We start from the raw sequence: 16,044 nt of genomic DNA on the forward strand, positions 1-16,044 counted from the left end.
CGGTCCGGCCCCCCGCGGCACAGCGGGTGGGCGCGGGGAGACGCCGGACGCCGGGTCAGACGGCGATGACCCGGCGTCCGCGCGCGGGGCCGGCCTGGCCGTCGGCGTGCGCCGCCGCGGCCTCGGCGAGCGGGGAGGACTTCTCGACCGGGATGCGCAGCCCGCCCCGCGCGGTGAGGCCGGCGGCCTCGGCGAGCGCGTCCGGCACGCTCCCGGCCACGCCGGCGTACCGGACCTCGGGATCCGGTACGCCGAGGCCGGCGATGGCGACCTCGTGAGGAATAGCGCTGGATCCGGCCTCGCGGGCCGCCCCCATCACCCCCGTCGCCCCCGTCGCCAGGTCGCGGAAACCGGTCACGGGAAATCCGCGAGACCTCCCGCCACCCGCCGGCAGAAGGAGACCCACACCACTCGGCCGTAACGGAACGTCCACGAACGGTGGTGGACAGCCGGGCGGTTCCCCGCGCGCCGGGGCAGGCCGCCCCGCCACGGAGCCCGGCCCGCGCGGCCCGGCCTACGCGGCCCGGTACGCCCGGAGGAAGGTCCGTACTCCCTCGACGATGAGCGGCCGCACGCGGGGGTCCTCCGCCGCGTTGGCGGCGCCGAACCTGTTGAGCGCGACTCCGAAGGTCAGCGCGATGAACTGGTCGGCCGCGAGGCGGGCGTCGGGAACGTCGAGCAGCCCGGCCTCGGCGAAGGCGGCGAACCGCTCGGCGAGCGCCTCGTCAGGGGTGTCGGCCATCGGGTTCCCGCCCCGGTCCGGCAGCGGGCCGGGGACCGTGCGGACCAGCCGTTGCAGCGTCGCGTACTCCGCCGAGCCGAGCATGTCGGTCGAGATGCGCATCGAGAACTCGACCAGGACGTCCTCCAGACCGGCGGCTTCGGTGCGGTCGGTGAGGGTGTCGTCGAGGATGCGCCGGATCGTGCCGATCAGCGACTGGCCGGCGGAGTCGACGACCGCGCGCAGCAGGGCCTGCTTGTCGCCGAAGTAGTCGTAGACCGTCCGCTTGGACACCTCGGCCCGGGCCGCGACCGCGTCGACGCTGGACCGGTCGAAGCCGTTGGCGAGGAACAGCTCCCGGGCGGCGGAGAGGATCGCGGCCCGCTTCCGCGCGGACCCCTCACGCAGTGTCTTCGTGGTCGGCATGGGCTCACCCTACCCCTTCTACACTACACCGTGTAGTGTAGCCGTCGAACGGTGACGCACCGTGCCCGAGCCGACGGCCACCGAGCCCGCGCCGGGCCGGCGACGAGGGAAAGGACGTTCATGACCACGACAACCCTGGCTCCCCCGGTCCGCGTCGGGAGGGCCGCCGTCTGGGCTCTGGGCCTGCTGGCAGCCGCCACCGGGGCCCTGGAGTCGGTGGTGGCACCGACGCTCCCGCTGCTGCAGCGCGAACTGTCGATGAGCCCCGCGCAAGGGGCGTTGCTCAGCATCACGATGCTCCTCACCGGGGCCCTCGTCACACCGGTCGCGGGCAGTCTCGGTGACCGCCACGGCGGGAAACGGGTCATGCTCCGGCTGATGGCGGTGGTGGCGACCGGCGGCCTGGTGTCGTCACTGGCGCCCAGCCTGCCGGTGCTGCTGCTCGGCCAGGTCCTGCAGGGCGCGATGGTGGGCGCGATGCCGCTGTCGTTCATCCTGGTCCGCAAGCACCTCCCGGCCGGAGCGGCCCAGGTGGCCATCGGCGTGGTCAGCGGACTGTTCGTGGGCGGCGGCATGCTGGGCACGCTGCTGGCCGGGCCCGTCGCGGAAGGGCTGTCCCGGCACTGGATGTTCGCGTTACCGACGATCGCGATCGTCGCGGCGACCCTGCTCGTCCACCGGCTGATGCCGGACGATCCGCCGGGCCGCCCGGACGCCGGGATCGACCGGCCCGGTCTGGCCCTCCTGAGCGGCATCCTGCTGACGCTCATGCTCGGGCTGGCGACCGCCCCCGAACTCGGCCGCCGGCCACTCCTGCTGGGCGCCCTCGTCCTGCTCCTGGCCCTGCTCGTGGCCGGATGGACCGTCGTCGAACGCCGGTCGCCCGCGCCGATGGTCGATCTGCGCCTGGTGGCGAAACCCGCGGTCTGGAGCTCGTACGCGATCACGTTCGCCGTCTGCGTGGGCACGTCGGTGTCGATGTTCCTCGTCCCGCAGCTGTTCGCGGCCTCCGGCGACGGGTACGGCTTCGGGGCCGGCTCCACCGACATCGGGCGGTACCTGCTGCCCGGCACCGTCGCGGGGGCGGCCAGCGGGCCGCTCGGCGGGGTCGTGGCGCGGCGGTTCGGCGCGCGCACCGCGGTCGCCGCCGGGATCGGCGTCATGACGGCCACGCTGGTCGCCATGGCGTTCGCGCACACCGAGGTCTGGCACCTCGTCGTCGGCAAGGCGCTGGTCGCCCTGGCCGGCGGTGTCTGCGTCACGGCGATGGTCGTCAGGACCGCCACCTCCGTCGAGCACGGCGACACCGGCACCGCCACCGGCCTGGTCCTGGTGGTCCGCGTGATCGGCATGGCCGCGGGCGCCCAAGCCAGCGGCGCCTTCCTCACCGCCGGGACCCGCCCCGGAGCCGACGACCCGGCCGAATCGGCCTTCGCCACCGGCTTCGTCATCGCCGCAGCCGTCACCGCGCTGTCCCTGCTCGCCGTCCGCGCGATGAACAAAGGAGTCAAGGCATGACACGGATGAGTCAAGGCACGGCGCGAAAGGGACAGGACATGACCGCCACGCGCCCGTCGACGGACATCCGTACCGCACGCGGGCGCGAGGTCCTGATATCGGGAGCCGGCGTCGCGGGGTGCGCCCTCGCCTTCTGGCTGAACCGCCACGGGTACGCGGTCACGGTCGTGGAGAAGGCCGGCGCACCGCGCGACGGCGGTTACCCCGTCGACGTACGCGGCACCGCGCTGGAGGTCGTCCGCAGGATGGGGTTGCTGCCACGGCTGCGGGACGCCCACATCGGCCTGCGCCGGATGACCTTCCTGGACGGGGACGGCGGCACGGTCGCCTCGGTCAGCCCGCAGGACGTCGCCGGCGGTGTCGCGGGACGGGACGTCGAGGTGCGGCGCGGGGATCTGACCGGTGCCCTGTACGCGGCGGTCCGGGACGACGTGGAGTTCCTGTTCGACGACTTCGTCGACACCCTCGACCAGTCCGGCCACGGGGTCGACGTCACCTTCCGCGGGGGCGGCAGGCGTACGTTCGACATGGTCTTCGGCGCGGACGGGCTGCACTCCCGCACCCGGGGGCTCCTGTTCGGCCCCGGGGAGCGGTTCCACCGCTACCTCGGGTACTGCTTCGCCGTGTTCACCATGCGCAACACCCTCGGCCTCTCCCGCGAGATCATGATGTGGAACACCCCGGGCAGGGCCGCCGCGCTCTACGCCGTGGGGGACGACGACGAGGTGCACGCCTTCTTGAACTTCGCCCGTCCGCAACCGCCGTTCGGCGCGATCCGTGCCCCGCAGGCCCGACGGGACCTGGTCACCGCGGTCTTCGCCGACGCGGGCTGGGAGGTCCCGGGCATGATCGCGGCCATGCGGGACGCGGACGACGTGTTCATCGACGTGGTCAGCCAGATCCGCATGCCCCGCTGGTCCAGCGGCAGGGTCGCGCTGGTGGGCGACGCCGCGTACGCGCCCTCGTTCCTCACCGGACAGGGCACCAGCCTCGCGCTCGTCGGCGCGTACATGCTCGCCGGCTCCCTGGCCGGCCGGGACGCCGCCGCGGGCTTCGCGGCCTACGAACACACCACCCGAGGGTTCGTGACCGCGAACCAGGACCAGGTCGGCGCGGGCGAGGCCACTCTCTTCCCCACCACTGCCCGGTCCCTGGAGCGGCGCAACGCCATGCTGCGCGGTCTCGGCGCCCTGCCCTCCCGGCAGGAACGACCGGCCCACTCGGCCCTCACCCTGCCCGAGTTCGCGCCTGCGGGGTGACTTCGCGCACGCGCGGTGGCTTCGCGCACGCGCGCGCCTGACGGCGCCGGGAGAGGGAGCCCGGACGGTCCGTCACGGCGACCCGCCGTGAGGGGCCGGCACCGTGTCGAGCGGACCGGTCGCACCGCGTCGGGCCGGCCGGTGGCGACGGACCCCCTGGTTCGCCGCAGGGCACGGAGCGCGACGGTCAGGGATCTTCGAGGGTCCCGAGGCCGGTCAGGGCGCCGACCGGGTCCAGGTCCGGGGTGCCTCGGGGCCACCAGTCGTCGCGGTCCGGCTCGGACTCGTAGGCGTACCACAGGCCGGTGCGGCCCAGGCGGAGCTGGACGTGGCCCCCGGGGTGGGTGAGGCGGTTGCGCCACGGGCGGAAGGCGGGCAGGCCGGCGGCGAGCAGCAGGGGCCGGGCCCGGTCGAAGCGTCCGGCCGGCGGGTCCCAGGGTTCCTCCAGGACGCCGAGGCCCTCCGGGCCGCCCTGCCGCCAGGCGGCCACCGCGCGCGCCAGCTCGGCCGTGTCCCGGCCGGTCGCCCGGGCCAGGGACGCGTAGAGGGCGCGGGTCGCGGCGGTCAGGCCGGAACCGGGACGGGCGGCGGCCAGGCGCACGGCGTCCTGCCACAGCGTGAACCCGTCGACCGGGTCCCGCCCCGTGGTGAGCAGGGCGTGGGCGCGGGCGGCGGCGTCGGTGGCCAGCTGGTCCAGGGCGAAGGGGTCGGGTCCGCCGGGGGCCGCCGGGTAGGCGGGCGGCTGTTCCGGGTGCGGGGGCGCGGGCAGCGGCGGCGGAAGGGGCGGGCGTACGCGGGTGGCGAGGGCCTCGGTGGCGCGTACCCCCGGCAGGGGTTCCGGCTCCCTGTCCTGGACGGCGCGGGCCGCGCGGGCGGCGCTCAGCCGGGACAGGGCGTCGAGCAGTTCCCGCTCGCCCCGGCCGCGCAGCAGGAGCAGGACGAACGGGTCGGCGTCGAGCAGCCGTGCCGTCTGGTAGCAGAGGGCGGCGGCGTGCTTGCACGGGTGGCCGGAGTCGGGGCAGGCGCACTGCGGGGCGAGGTCCCCGGGGCCGGGCAGCAGGGGGACGCCGCAGTCGGCCAGGGAGGGGGGCAGCTCCTTGTCGAGGAGGGCGGCGACGTGTCCGGGCCGCTCGACGACGGCGTCGAGGAACCGTCCCCAGTCCGCGTCGTCCAGCGTGCGCAGCCGTACCCGCACACGGTAGGGACGGGGGCGGCTGCCCTGGACGTAGGCGAGGACGAGTCCGGGCGTGACGGTGATGGCGTCGACGTGGCCCCGCTCGGCGTACCCGCGTCCCCGCGCCAGCCGTCCGGCGTCCAGCGCGCCCTCCTCCAGCGCGGTGACCCACGCGTCGCCCCACCAGGTCCCGGCGAACCCCTGTCCGGCCGACGGTCCCGGCGGGAGCGCGGGGAAGGTGCGGCGCAGCTCGCCGTCCCGGCCCGGGGCGGCCATGGAACGGGGGGTGCGCGGGAACGCGGACGCCGGTTCGGCGGCCGACGGCGCCCGGCCGGGGTCGGGGGCGGGGGGCGTGTCGTCGAGGGGGGCGGGGGCATCGGAGAGGCCGGGGGTACCGGAGGCACTGGGAGGACCGGAGGTACCAGGGGCATCGGAGGCACCGGGGACATCGGAGGCGCTGGGAGCCCCGGAAGCACCGGAGGTATCGGAGGCACCGGAGGTATCGGAGGCAGCCGAGTAACCGGAGCCGCTGGAGTCCCCCATGTCCACCAGGTCGCTCACGTCGCCCGAGTCGTCGAAGCCGCCCGAGTCGCCGAAGTCGCCCGAGTCGCCGAAGTCGCCCGAGTCGCCGAAGGGCGGGCGGAAGGCGTTCGCCAGCGCGGCCCGTACGGTACGGGCGCGGGTGTCCGCGACCGTCTCGGGGCGGGCCGGGCGGCGGACGGCAGCGGATCGGCGTGCGGGCGTCGGCACCTGGGACCGGCGTGCCTCCTGGCGGGCGGCCCGCAGCGCTTCTCGCGCGCCGTCCCCGGGACGGGCCCGCGTGCTGTCGCCGCCGGGAGTGGCGACGGAGGCGGCGACCGGGGTGGGCGGTGCCGCGTGCGCGCCCCGGGCCGCGGCGACCGGCCCCGCGCTCCCGTCCGCGTCAGGGTCGGAGACGGAACCGGAGTCGGAACCAGAGCCGTAACCGGAACCGGAGCCGAGGTCGGAGGCGGAACCAGAGCCGTAACCGGAACCGGAGACAGAGCCGAGGTCGGAGACGGAACCGTAACCGGAGGCAGAGCCGAAGTCTGAGGCGGAACCGGCGGACGTCATCTCCTCGTCCGTTCCACGGCCGGCCGACGCCGCCGTCCCGTCCCCGGCTGGGGCGGCCGGTCCGACGCCTCCCCTCGCGTCGGCGTCGGCCGACGGCTCCCCGTGGCGGACTCGCGGTTTCCCCTGTGTGTCCGGCGCCACGGCTTCGCCGTCGGCGGACGGCGCGGGGGCGGTGCGCCCCGCGGCGGACACCGCACGGCGCAGTGCCGCGCGGGCGGCGTCGGCGGGGCGGGGAGCGCCGGCGGGCGGTCTCTGGGCCGGGTCGGCCGGCACCGGCACCGGCACCGCGGGGGGCGGTGCCGGTGCCGTCGGGGCCGGTTGTTCCCGCGCGGGATCCGCCGCCCGCTCCCGCGCCGCGCGCAGGGCGCGGCGGGCCTCGTCGGCGGGACGGGGTGTCATGGCGACCTCCGCAGGGACACCAGGTCGGACAGCTCGCGGTCGGTCAGTTCGGTGAGGGCCGACTCGCCGGAGCCGAGGATCGCCTCGGCCAGTGCCCGCTTGGCGGTGAGCATCTCCGCGATGCGGTCCTCGACCGTGCCCTCGGTGACCAGGCGGTGGACCTGGACCGGCTGGGTCTGGCCGATGCGGTAGGCACGGTCGGTGGCCTGTTCCTCGACGGCCGGGTTCCACCAGCGGTCGAAGTGGACGACGTGGCCGGCCCGGGTGAGGTTGAGGCCGGTGCCCGCCGCCTTGAGGGACAGCACCAGGACCGGGGTGGCGCCGGTCTGGAAGCGGTCGACCATCCGCTCGCGCTCCGGCACCGGTGTGCCGCCGTGCAGCAGCTCGACGGGGACCGCGCGGGCGGTCAGGTGGGAGGTGAGGAGGCGGGCCATGCCGACGTACTGGGTGAAGACCAGGGCCGAGCCGTCCTCCGCGAGCACCGTGTCCAGCAGTTCGTCGAGCAGGGCCAGCTTGCCGGAGCGGGCGGCGGCGGTGTCGCCCTGCTGCCGGTGGTCCTCCTTGAGGTACAGCGCGGGGTGGTCGCAGATCTGCTTCAGCGCGCCCAGCAGCTTCAGCACCAGCCCCCGGCGGGCGATGCCCTCCGCCGCCTCGATGACGGCCATCGACTCGCGCACCACCGCCTCGTACAGCGCCGCCTGCTCCCGGGTGAGCGGCACCGGGTGGTCCGTCTCGGTCTTGGGCGGCAGCTCGGGGACGATGCCGGGGTCGGACTTGCGGCGGCGCAGCAGGAACGGGCGGACCAGGCGGGCCAGCCGGGCCGCCGCCTCCTCGTCCTCGCCGGTCTCCACCGCGCGGGCGTGCCGGGCGCGGAAGGACTTCAGGGGGCCGAGGAGTCCGGGGGTCGTCCAGTCGAGGAGGGCCCACAGCTCGGAGAGGTTGTTCTCGACCGGGGTGCCGGTGAGGGCGACGCGGGCGGGGGCCGGGATGGTGCGCAGGGCCTTAGCCGTCGCCGAGTACGGGTTCTTGACGTGCTGCGCCTCGTCGGCGACGACCATGCCCCAGGGCAGGCCGGCCAGGGTGGCCGCCGCCGAGCGCATGGTGCCGTAGGTGGTGAGGACGAAGCCGCCGTCCAGGCCGTCCAGGGTGCGGTCGGGGCCGTGGAAGCGGCGGACGGGGACGCCGGGGGCGAACCGGGTGATCTCCCGCTGCCAGTTGCCGAGCAGGGAGGCGGGGCAGACGACGAGGGTGGGCTCGGGGCGGGCCCGCTTGAGGTGCAGGGCGATGAGGGTGACCGTCTTGCCCAGGCCCATGTCGTCGGCGAGGCAGCCGCCGAGGCCGAGCGAGGTCATCAGGTCCAGCCAGGCCAGGCCCTTGAGCTGGTAGTCGCGGAGGGTGGCGGCGAGTCCCGGGGGCGGCTCGGCCGGGGTGAGGCCGGCGGTGAGCCGGTCGCGCAGGGCCGCCAGGGCGCCGGTCGGCACCGCCTCCACCGTCTCCCCGTCGACCTCCGCGCTGCCGGTGAGGGCCACGGACAGCGCGTCGACGGGGTCGAGGAGGCCCAGGTCGCGTTCGCGGGCGCGGCGGACCAGGGCCGGGTCGACCAGCACCCAGCGGTCGCGGAGGCGGACCACCGGGCGGTGCGCCTCGGCGAGCCGGTCCATCTCGGCCTCGGTGAGCGGGTCACCGCCGAGCGCCAGCTGCCAGCTGAAACGGAGCAGGTCGCCGCTCTCGAAGAAGCCGGTGCCGTCGGTCGCCGAACCGGGCGCGGGCCGCACCACCGCCGACGCGGTGAGGTCCTGGGCCAGGTCACGGGGCCAGTGCACGGCGACGCCGGCGGTGGCCAGCCGGGTGGCCGCGATGCCGAGCAGGTCGGTCAGCTCCTCCTCGGACAGGGCCAGCACGCCGGGCACGTCCTGCTCGGTGAGCCGGTCCAGCGGCGGCCAGATCCGGGCGGCACGCCGCACCGCGAGGGCCGCGTCGACCCGGGCGCGCGGACCGAAGGCGGGGTCCGCCGCGCCCGACCACAGATCCGCGGCGTCGGCCACCAGGGTGGGGTCGGCGAGGCTGTGCACCTGGACCACCGCGGCACCCGCCGCGCGCCCGCGTCCGCTCTCCGCGTCTCCCCTGCCCTCGCCCTGCCCCGAGGCGTCGAACAGGTCGAACGGCGACAGGTCCAGGCGGAGCGAGATCCGCACCCCCGCGTCCATGCCGGCGGCGACCTCGGCGGCCCAGTCCCGCGCGCCGGGCAGCCGCTGGGCGGGGCGGGCGGCGAAGGGCAGGCCCAGGGCGTACGGCGCGGCCGGGGTGCGGGGCAGCGTGTCGGTGACGGCGTCCAGGAACGAGCGGATCAGCGCGCGCGGCTCGGGCAGCCGCAGCGGGCCCGGGCCGTCCAGCGGGACCGCGTGTCCCTCGGGCGGCAGGGCGGCGGCGATCGCCCTCAGGTGGGCGATGTCGTCCGGGTCCAGGGGGCCGGCCCGCCAGGCGTCGTGGCCGTCGGCGGTCAGGCCGGGCAGCAGCCGGCCCCGCGCGGCGAGCCGCAGGGCGTGCAGGGCGGCGGCGCCCCAGCAGGCGGTGGCGGGGTGGGCGGCCGGGTCGTGCCGGGCGCGCACCAGCAGGGGCAGGGCCTCCTCGACGGGGAGGGTCACCGCGGGGACGGTCCGGCGGCGGACGCGGGTGCCGTGGCGGCGGACGACGGTGAGCGGGACCGCCCCGGGGGGCTCGGTGGGCGGGGTGGGCGAGGTGTCGTCGGCCGGGTCCCAGAAGGCGACGCGTCCCTCGCGCGGCAGCGGGGCGGGCAGGAAGACGGCGGCGAGCCGTACGGCACCGGGCCCCGGTCCCGTACCCGCCGCCGTACCCACCGGGTGCGTACCCGCCAGGTGCGTGTCCGCCGTGCGCGTGTCCGTCATACGTCCTGTCACCTCCCCTCCCGTTCGCCGGTTCGACTGTCCACGACTCTACGGGCGGGGTCTGACAATCGGCTCCGGACGCCCGCCGGGCCCCGGCCGGACCGGCCGATGACTGGTCGGACCGACGGAGGACTGGCCGGACCGGCCGAGGACCGGTCAGGGAACGGTGCGCGAGACGACGTACACCATCGGGAGATCCGGGTTGGCCAGGTTCACCACGACGTCCTGGGTCGGTGCCGGGTTCTTCTGGGTGTGGACCAGGCCCCACCACTGTCCCGGCGCCGAGAAGTCCCAGCCGGTGACCCGCTGGTCGCGGGCGCTGATGGAGATGTCGTCCCGCTTCAGGTCGCTCCGGTCGACGCCGACGCCCGCCAGGAAGGCGTCCAGTCCGGCGCCGGTGGTCTCGAACTGCACGTACAGGCGGCTCGTCTTCCAGTTGTTGGTCTCGTAGTACGCGACCTTGCCGGCGGGGTGCGGGACCGGGACCTGGTAGAGGCGGCGCTGGAGCTTGGAGGGCCAGGCCTCGGTCAGTCCGGTCGCCGAGTACTTCTCCTCCTTGTCCCGGCCGCTGCTGCGGCTCTGTTCGGCGGAGATCAGCAGGTAGCCGGCCGGGATGCCGATCAGCAGCACGATGATGAGCAGGGTGAGCGCCCGGCGGCGGATCCTGTGCCGCCGGTCCTCGGCCGGGGTCCCGGGCTCCTCGGCGGGCCCGTCCTGGAGCGGCAGGGGTTCCGTCACAGCGCCTCCCGTTCCGTACGGCGGGACTGCGCGTAGCGCTCGTAGCGCTCGTGGCGCTCCACGCGGCGGCGCTTGGCGCGGCGGAAGCGGCGGGCGACCAGGCGGGCCAGGTCCGCGGCGCCGACCATGCCGGCCTCGGGGCCGAGCTGGGCGCGGACGATCCGGGCCTCGGGGCGGTAGCCGCGGCCGGTGAGCTGGCGCTTGAACGCGTCGCGGGCGGGGCCGATCAGCAGGTCGTCGGCGGCGCTGACGCCGCCGCCGATCACGAAGCAGGACGGGTCGAGGGCGGCGGCGAGGTTGGCGATGCCGACGCCGAGCCACTGGCCGATGTCCTGGAGCAGCTCGACGCACATGGCGTCGCCCTCGCGGGCCAGCTCGGTGATCATCGGGCCGGTGATGTCGCCGATGCTGCCCTTGACGTGCTCGATGATCCCGTACGCCACCGGTGAGTCGGCGGCGGCCAGCTCACGGGCCTCCCTGACCAGGGCGTTCCCCGAGCTGTACTGCTCCCAGCAGCCGCGGTTGCCGCACGGGCAGCGGTGGCCGCCGGGGACGACCTGCATGTGTCCGAACTCGCCGGCGACGCCGTACTTGCCGCGCTTGACCTGGCCCTCCTCCAGGATCGCGCCGCCGATGCCGGTGCCGAGGGTGATCATGACGAGGTGGTCCTCACCGCGGCCGGCGCCGAAGCGCCACTCGGCCCAGGCGGCGGTGTTGGCGTCGTTGTCCACGAGGACGGGCACGGACAGGCGGCCGGAGAGGCGGTCCCGGAGGGGTTCGTTGCGCCAGGACAGGTGGGGGGCGAACAGGACGCGGTTGCGGTCGGCGTCGACCCAGCCGGCCGCGCCGATGCCGACCGCGTGCACGTCGTGCCGGTCGGAGAGGTCCAGGACCAGTTCGACGATGGTGTCCTCGACGACCTTGGGGCTCTTGGACTTGTCCGGGGTCTCCGCGCGGACCTTCTCCAGGATGGTGCCGTCCGCGTCGACGACGCCCGCCATCACCTTGGTGCCGCCGATGTCGATGCCCACGGTGGGCACGCGGGGGGCCGTGAGGTGGGAGCGGCGTTCCCTGGTGCCGGCCGTGCGCAGCACGGTGGCCCGGCGGGAGCCGATGGGGGCGGTGAGGTCGCGGTAGGTGCTCATCGGGTGCGATTGTGCCGTACGGCCCTGGCGGGTGCCGAACGGCGCGGGTGAGGGGGCTGCGGGGGCCGGCCGGGTGCGGGCGGTTTGCGGTCGATCGCGCGGTTCGCCTTGTCCCCGGGGGCGAGGCGGTGCCGTCCGCCTGCGGCACCCCGGTGGGAAAGGACGCCGGTGCCCGGGCGGGAAAGGACGCCGGCGCTCCGGCGGGAAAGGACGGGAAAGGACCGGGGGCGTACCGATCGTCGTCGGGTGCGGTCGCGTCCTGGCCGGGCACGCCGTTCCCCGCGTCCCCGGGAACGCCGCAGCGCCGTCCACGAACACGCGTCCCCGGGAACGCTGCCGCGCCGTCCACGAACACGCGCCCCCGGGAACGCTGCCGCGCCGTCCACGAACACGCGCCCCCGGGGCTTCCCCGCCCTCCGGTCGCCGGGGTCTAGCGGCGGCGCAGTTCGTGGCGCAGGTCGTCCAGTTCGTTGCCGCCGGCCATCTGGCGGGTCAGCTCGTCCAGGGTGATCTCGTCGCGGGCGTGGTTGCCGACCATCGTGCCGCGCTTCAGGAGGACGAAACGGTCGCCCACCAGGTAGGCGTGGTGCGGGTTGTGGGTGATGAAGACGACGGCGAGGCCCTCGTCCCGGGCCGCGGCCACGTACTTCAGGACCACCCCCGACTGCTTCACGCCCAGCGCGGCGGTCGGCTCGTCCAGCACCAGCACCTTGGCGCCGAAGTACACCGCGCGGGCGATCGCCACGCACTGGCGCTCGCCGCCGGAGAGGGTGCCGATGGGCTGGTCGACGTCGCGCAGGTCGATGCCCATGCGGAGCAGTTCCGCGCGCGTGGTGCGGCGCATGAGGTCGACGTCCATGCGCTTGAACGGGGCGACGCCCTTGCGCGGCTCGGAGCCGAGGAAGAAGTTGCGCCACACCGGCATCAGCGGGACGACGGCCAGGTCCTGGTAGACGGTGGCGATGCCCCGGTCCAGCGCCTCGCGCGGGGAGGAGAGGCGGGTCTCCTCGCCGTCCAGGGCCAGGGTGCCGCCGTCGTGCTGGTGGAGACCCGCGATGATCTTGATGAGGGTGGACTTGCCGGCGCCGTTGTCGCCGAGCACGCAGGTGATCTCACCGGCGTGCGCCGCCAGGGACACCCCCTCCAGGGCGCGGACGTTGCCGTACTGCTTGCTGACGTCCGACAGTTCGACGAGGGGGGTACGACTCGGTGTCCGCGTCACTTGGTGGCCTCCGCGCGCTTGCGGACCCAGGCGTTGAGCAGGGTCGCGAGGAGCAGCATCGCTCCGAGGAAGAACCTGAACCAGTCGGGGTTCCACTCGGCGAAGACGATGCCCTTGCTGGTCATGCCGAAGATCAGCGCGCCGACCGCCGAGCCGACCGCGCTGCCGTAGCCGCCGGTGATCAGACAGCCGCCGATGACGGCCGCGATGATGTAGATCAGCTCGTTGCCGACGCCCTCGCCGGACTGCACGACGTCGTACGAGAAGAGCAGGTGCTGGCCGGAGATCCAGGCGCCGAACGCGACGCCCATGTAGAGGCCGATCCTGGTCTTCGTCACCGGGACGCCGACCGCGCGGGCCGCGTCCTGGTTGCCGCCGACCGCGAAGATCCAGTTGCCGGCGCGGGTGCGCAGCAGGATCCAGCTCGCCACCGCGACCAGCGCCAGCCACCACAGGATGGTGACCTTGAAGCCGACGCCGCCGACGGTGAGCGTCGAGGCGAAGACGTCCTTGGCGGAGGTGAAGCCCTCCATGTCGGCGATGGTCTTGGTGGAGACGGTGCCGTCGATCAGCTTGGTGAAGCCGAGGTTCATGCCGATCAGCATCAGGTAGGTGCCCAGCGTGATGATGAAGCTGGGCAGCTTGGTGCGGCTGAGCATGAAGCCGTTGAAGGCGCCGAGGGCGAGGGTGACCAGCAGGGAGACGCCGACGCCGACCCAGACGTTCGCGGTCATCTGGTAGCTGAACATCGAGGACAGCAGGGCGGAGGAGGTCACCATGACGCCCGCCGACAGGTCGAACTCCCCGCCGATCATCAGCAGCGCCACGGGTACGGCCATGATGCCGATCGTGGAGGAGGCGTACAGGACCGTGCTGAGGCTGGAGGCGTGCAGGAAGCTGTCGGCCGCGAAGGCGAAGAAGAGGAAGACCGCGATCGCGCCGACCACCGAACCCAGCTCGGGCCGGCCGAGCAGCTTCCGCAGCGGCGAGGTCCGCAGAATCCTTTCGTCGGAGGCTGTGGCTCCGGTGGCGCTCATCGGGTGCCCCGTTCCGTGTAGTCCGCCAGCGCGTCGGCGTCGTCCTCGGTGATGATCTGCGGGCCGGTGAGCACCGGCTGTCCGCCGCCGAGGACGTCGGCGTTGTACCGGTAGAGCCACAGCAGGTCGACCGCCTCGTACCCCTGGAGGTAGGGCTGCTGGTCGACGGCGAAGCCGAGGCTGCCGTCCTTCAGACCGGCCGCGACCTTGGCGTTCAGGTCGAAGGTGTCGATCTCGGCGTCGCTGTTCGCGCCCTGCTTGGCCTTGACGGCGGTGTCCGCGTACGGGGCGCCCAGCGTGACCACGGTGTCCACGCTCTTGTCGGTCTGGAGCTTGGCCTCGATGGCGGACTGCACGTCCGGCATGCTGGTGCCGGTGACGTAGAGCCGCTGGAGCTTGCCGTCGAAGGTCTTCGCCACGCCGTCGCAGCGCTGCTCGTGGCCGACGTTGCCCTGCTCGTGCAGGACGCAGACGGCGCTCTTGCGGCCCCGCTCGTTCAGTTCCTCGCCGACGGCCTCGCCGGCGATCGTCTCGTCCTGTCCGATGTGGGTGAGCGCGCCGAACTCCTTGGACTCGGCCGACCCGGAGTTCACCGTGATCACCGGGATGCCCGCCTTCACCGCGCGGGCGACGGCGGCCTTCATGGCGTCCGGCTTGGCGAGGGTGACGATGATGCCGTCGACCTTCTTGTCCACGGCGGCGTCGACGAGCTGGGCCTGCTGCTGGGCCTCGTCGTCGTGGGAGTACAGGAAGTTGATGTTGTCCTTGACGGCGGCCTGCTCGGCGCCGCTCTGGACGATGTCCCAGAAGGTGTCGCCGTCACCCGAGTGGGTGATCATCGCGACGGTCCAGCGGGGCGTGTCCACCGCCGCCTTCCCCTGGGCCGCGGCGGCCTTGCGGGCGTCCTCGGCGCGCTTGCCGCCGGTGCTGCTGCAGCCGGCGAGGGAGAGTGACAGTGCCCCTGCCAGCGCGATGCCTGTCCAGGTCCGAAACCGTGCCACGAGGCGGTGCCCTTCTTGCTGTGTTCTGTGGTCGTGCGGTGTGCTGGTCTTGCGGTGTGCCGTGTTCCGCGGTCTTCGCGGTGCACTGGTCCTGCGGTGTGCTACTGGTCCTGCGGTGTGCCGTCCTGCTGTCGATCCCTTGCTGTGCGGTGCCTCGCTGTGCGGTGCCTTGCGGGGTCCGCGGTGGTTCTGTCTCGCGTGAGGCCCGGCGACCCCACCGACCCAAACGCCCTATTGTCGGGCACGGGCACCGGGCACGACGCACGGGGGGCGGGTACCGGACGCCATGTCCGGACATCACGACACAGCGGGTCGGCGGTGGCTCGGCGGCTCGGCGGTTCAGGACCGGACGAGGAGCTGGAACTCGAACGAGTAGCGGGACGGCCGGTAGGCATGGGCGCCGTACTCGACCGCGCGACCGCTGTCGTCGTACGTGGCGCGCTCCATGGTGAGCAGCGGGGCCCCCTCGTCCTCGCCGAGCCGCTCGGCCTCGGCGGCGGTGGCGGCACGGGCGCCGATGGACTGGCGGGCGCTGTGCAGGGTGATGCCCGCGCCGCGCATGAGCCGGTACAGCCCGCTCGCCTCCAGCCGGCCGGTGTCCAGGTCGAGGAGGCCGGGCGGCAGGTAGTTGCACAGGTACGCCAGGGGCTCGCCGTGGGCCAGCCGCAGCCGCTCCACGTGGTGGACCTCGTCCCCCTCGGCCACCCCGAGCGCGGCGGCGATCTCGGCGGTCGCCGGGACGACGTCGTTGACCAGGACCTTCGTACTGGGACGCTGTCCTGCCGCCGCCAGGTCGTCGTAGAGGCTGCTCAGCTCCAGGGGGCGCTTGACCCGGCTGTGGACGACCTGGGTGCCGACGCCGCGGCGGCGCACCAGCAGGCCCTTGTCGACCAGCGACTGGATGGCCTGGCGGACCGTGGGCCGGGACAGCCCGAGCCGGGCGGCCAGCTCGATCTCGTTGCCCAGCAGACTGCCCGGGGTCAGGGCGCCGCGCTCGATGGCCGCCTCCAGCTGCTGCGACAGCTGGAAGTACAGCGGCACCGGACTGCTCCGGTCCACCCCGAGGTCGAGCGTCGCGGTCGGGTCGGCTTCTGGTTTCGGCACGGGGCGAGCGTAGCTCTGTGAGCTGTTGACGGGAAGACGTGTAGTCCGGTTGTCCGGACATGACGGAAGGCGGAGCGGTGGCGGCGGTCGGCCGGGGCCGCCCGCCGGGCCGCGCGGGGTCCGGGTCCGGCCGCTCCGCCGGGGCGGACGGTGGCCGGCGCTTCCGTCAAAAAGGTCTCGCCCCGCGGCCGGTGTGGGTGGGGGGTCCGCGGGGCGAGAGTCTGCGGGTGCGAGGAAGTCGCTGGGACTACCGGGGTTCCTGGCCGCCTTCCAGGGGGCGGCCGGTCTGCCGCACGGGCTCA

General features: G+C 74.4%; 11 protein-coding genes and 1 pseudogene. 2 read left to right on the forward strand and 10 right to left on the reverse strand.

The window, feature by feature from the left end; all coding sequences use genetic code 11:
* Positions 1-55: 55 nt before the first annotated feature.
* Together ACY1JF_RS16280 and ACY1JF_RS16285 are read right to left on the reverse strand one after the other, a co-directional pair.
* Positions 56-271: pseudogene (locus ACY1JF_RS16280) on the reverse strand (zinc-binding dehydrogenase); the annotation flags it as partial.
* Between the two features lie 243 nt (positions 272-514).
* Positions 515-1,147, reverse strand: a complete 633-nt coding sequence (locus ACY1JF_RS16285) for a TetR/AcrR family transcriptional regulator (protein WP_462705837.1) — start codon at positions 1,145-1,147, stop codon at positions 515-517.
* Between the two features lie 120 nt (positions 1,148-1,267).
* Between ACY1JF_RS16285 and ACY1JF_RS16290 the strand changes: the two genes are divergently transcribed.
* Positions 1,268-2,665 (forward strand): MFS transporter, encoded by a 1,398-nt coding sequence (locus ACY1JF_RS16290; protein WP_462705838.1) that lies wholly within the window; start codon positions 1,268-1,270, stop codon positions 2,663-2,665.
* 38 nt (positions 2,666-2,703) lie between these two features.
* Positions 2,704-3,924 (forward strand): FAD-dependent monooxygenase, encoded by a 1,221-nt coding sequence (locus ACY1JF_RS16295; protein WP_462705839.1) that lies wholly within the window; start codon positions 2,704-2,706, stop codon positions 3,922-3,924.
* A 187-nt stretch (positions 3,925-4,111) separates the two neighbouring features.
* Here the strand turns inward: ACY1JF_RS16295 and ACY1JF_RS16300 are convergent, their stop codons facing one another.
* The 8 genes from ACY1JF_RS16300 to ACY1JF_RS16335 form a co-directional block, all read right to left on the reverse strand.
* A complete protein-coding gene (locus ACY1JF_RS16300; RefSeq protein WP_462705840.1) occupies positions 4,112-6,589 on the reverse strand; it encodes an SWIM zinc finger family protein in 2,478 nt (825 codons plus the stop codon).
* The gene (locus ACY1JF_RS16305) at positions 6,586-9,495 is read right to left on the reverse strand and encodes a DEAD/DEAH box helicase (protein ID WP_462705841.1); all 2,910 of its coding nucleotides are present in this window, start codon (positions 9,493-9,495) and stop codon (positions 6,586-6,588) included. The genes ACY1JF_RS16300 and ACY1JF_RS16305 overlap by 4 nt, the downstream gene beginning before the upstream one ends.
* A 156-nt stretch (positions 9,496-9,651) precedes the next feature.
* Positions 9,652-10,233, reverse strand: a complete 582-nt coding sequence (locus tag ACY1JF_RS16310; RefSeq protein ID WP_462705842.1) for a sugar kinase — start codon at positions 10,231-10,233, stop codon at positions 9,652-9,654.
* Positions 10,230-11,378 carry an ROK family glucokinase gene (locus ACY1JF_RS16315; RefSeq protein WP_462705843.1) on the reverse strand — a complete coding sequence of 383 codons (1,149 nt, stop codon included), beginning with the start codon at positions 11,376-11,378 and terminating at the stop codon, positions 10,230-10,232. The genes ACY1JF_RS16310 and ACY1JF_RS16315 overlap by 4 nt, the downstream gene beginning before the upstream one ends.
* Positions 11,379-11,808: 430 nt before the next feature.
* The gene (locus ACY1JF_RS16320; RefSeq protein WP_462705844.1) at positions 11,809-12,600 is read right to left on the reverse strand and encodes an ATP-binding cassette domain-containing protein; all 792 of its coding nucleotides are present in this window, start codon (positions 12,598-12,600) and stop codon (positions 11,809-11,811) included.
* Positions 12,597-13,637, reverse strand: a complete 1,041-nt coding sequence (locus tag ACY1JF_RS16325) for an ABC transporter permease (protein ID WP_462705845.1) — start codon at positions 13,635-13,637, stop codon at positions 12,597-12,599. Before ACY1JF_RS16325 ends, ACY1JF_RS16320 begins: the two co-directional genes overlap by 4 nt.
* Positions 13,634-14,638, reverse strand: a complete 1,005-nt coding sequence (locus ACY1JF_RS16330) for a sugar ABC transporter substrate-binding protein (RefSeq protein ID WP_462705846.1) — start codon at positions 14,636-14,638, stop codon at positions 13,634-13,636. The genes ACY1JF_RS16325 and ACY1JF_RS16330 overlap by 4 nt, the downstream gene beginning before the upstream one ends.
* Before the next feature lie 339 nt (positions 14,639-14,977).
* On the reverse strand, positions 14,978-15,742 hold the full coding sequence (locus tag ACY1JF_RS16335) for a GntR family transcriptional regulator (protein WP_462705847.1): 765 nt from the start codon (positions 15,740-15,742) through the stop codon (positions 14,978-14,980).
* Positions 15,743-16,044: the final 302 nt, after the last annotated feature.

The sequence above is a fragment of the Streptomyces sp. SYSU D01066-1 genome (genome assembly GCF_054956795.1).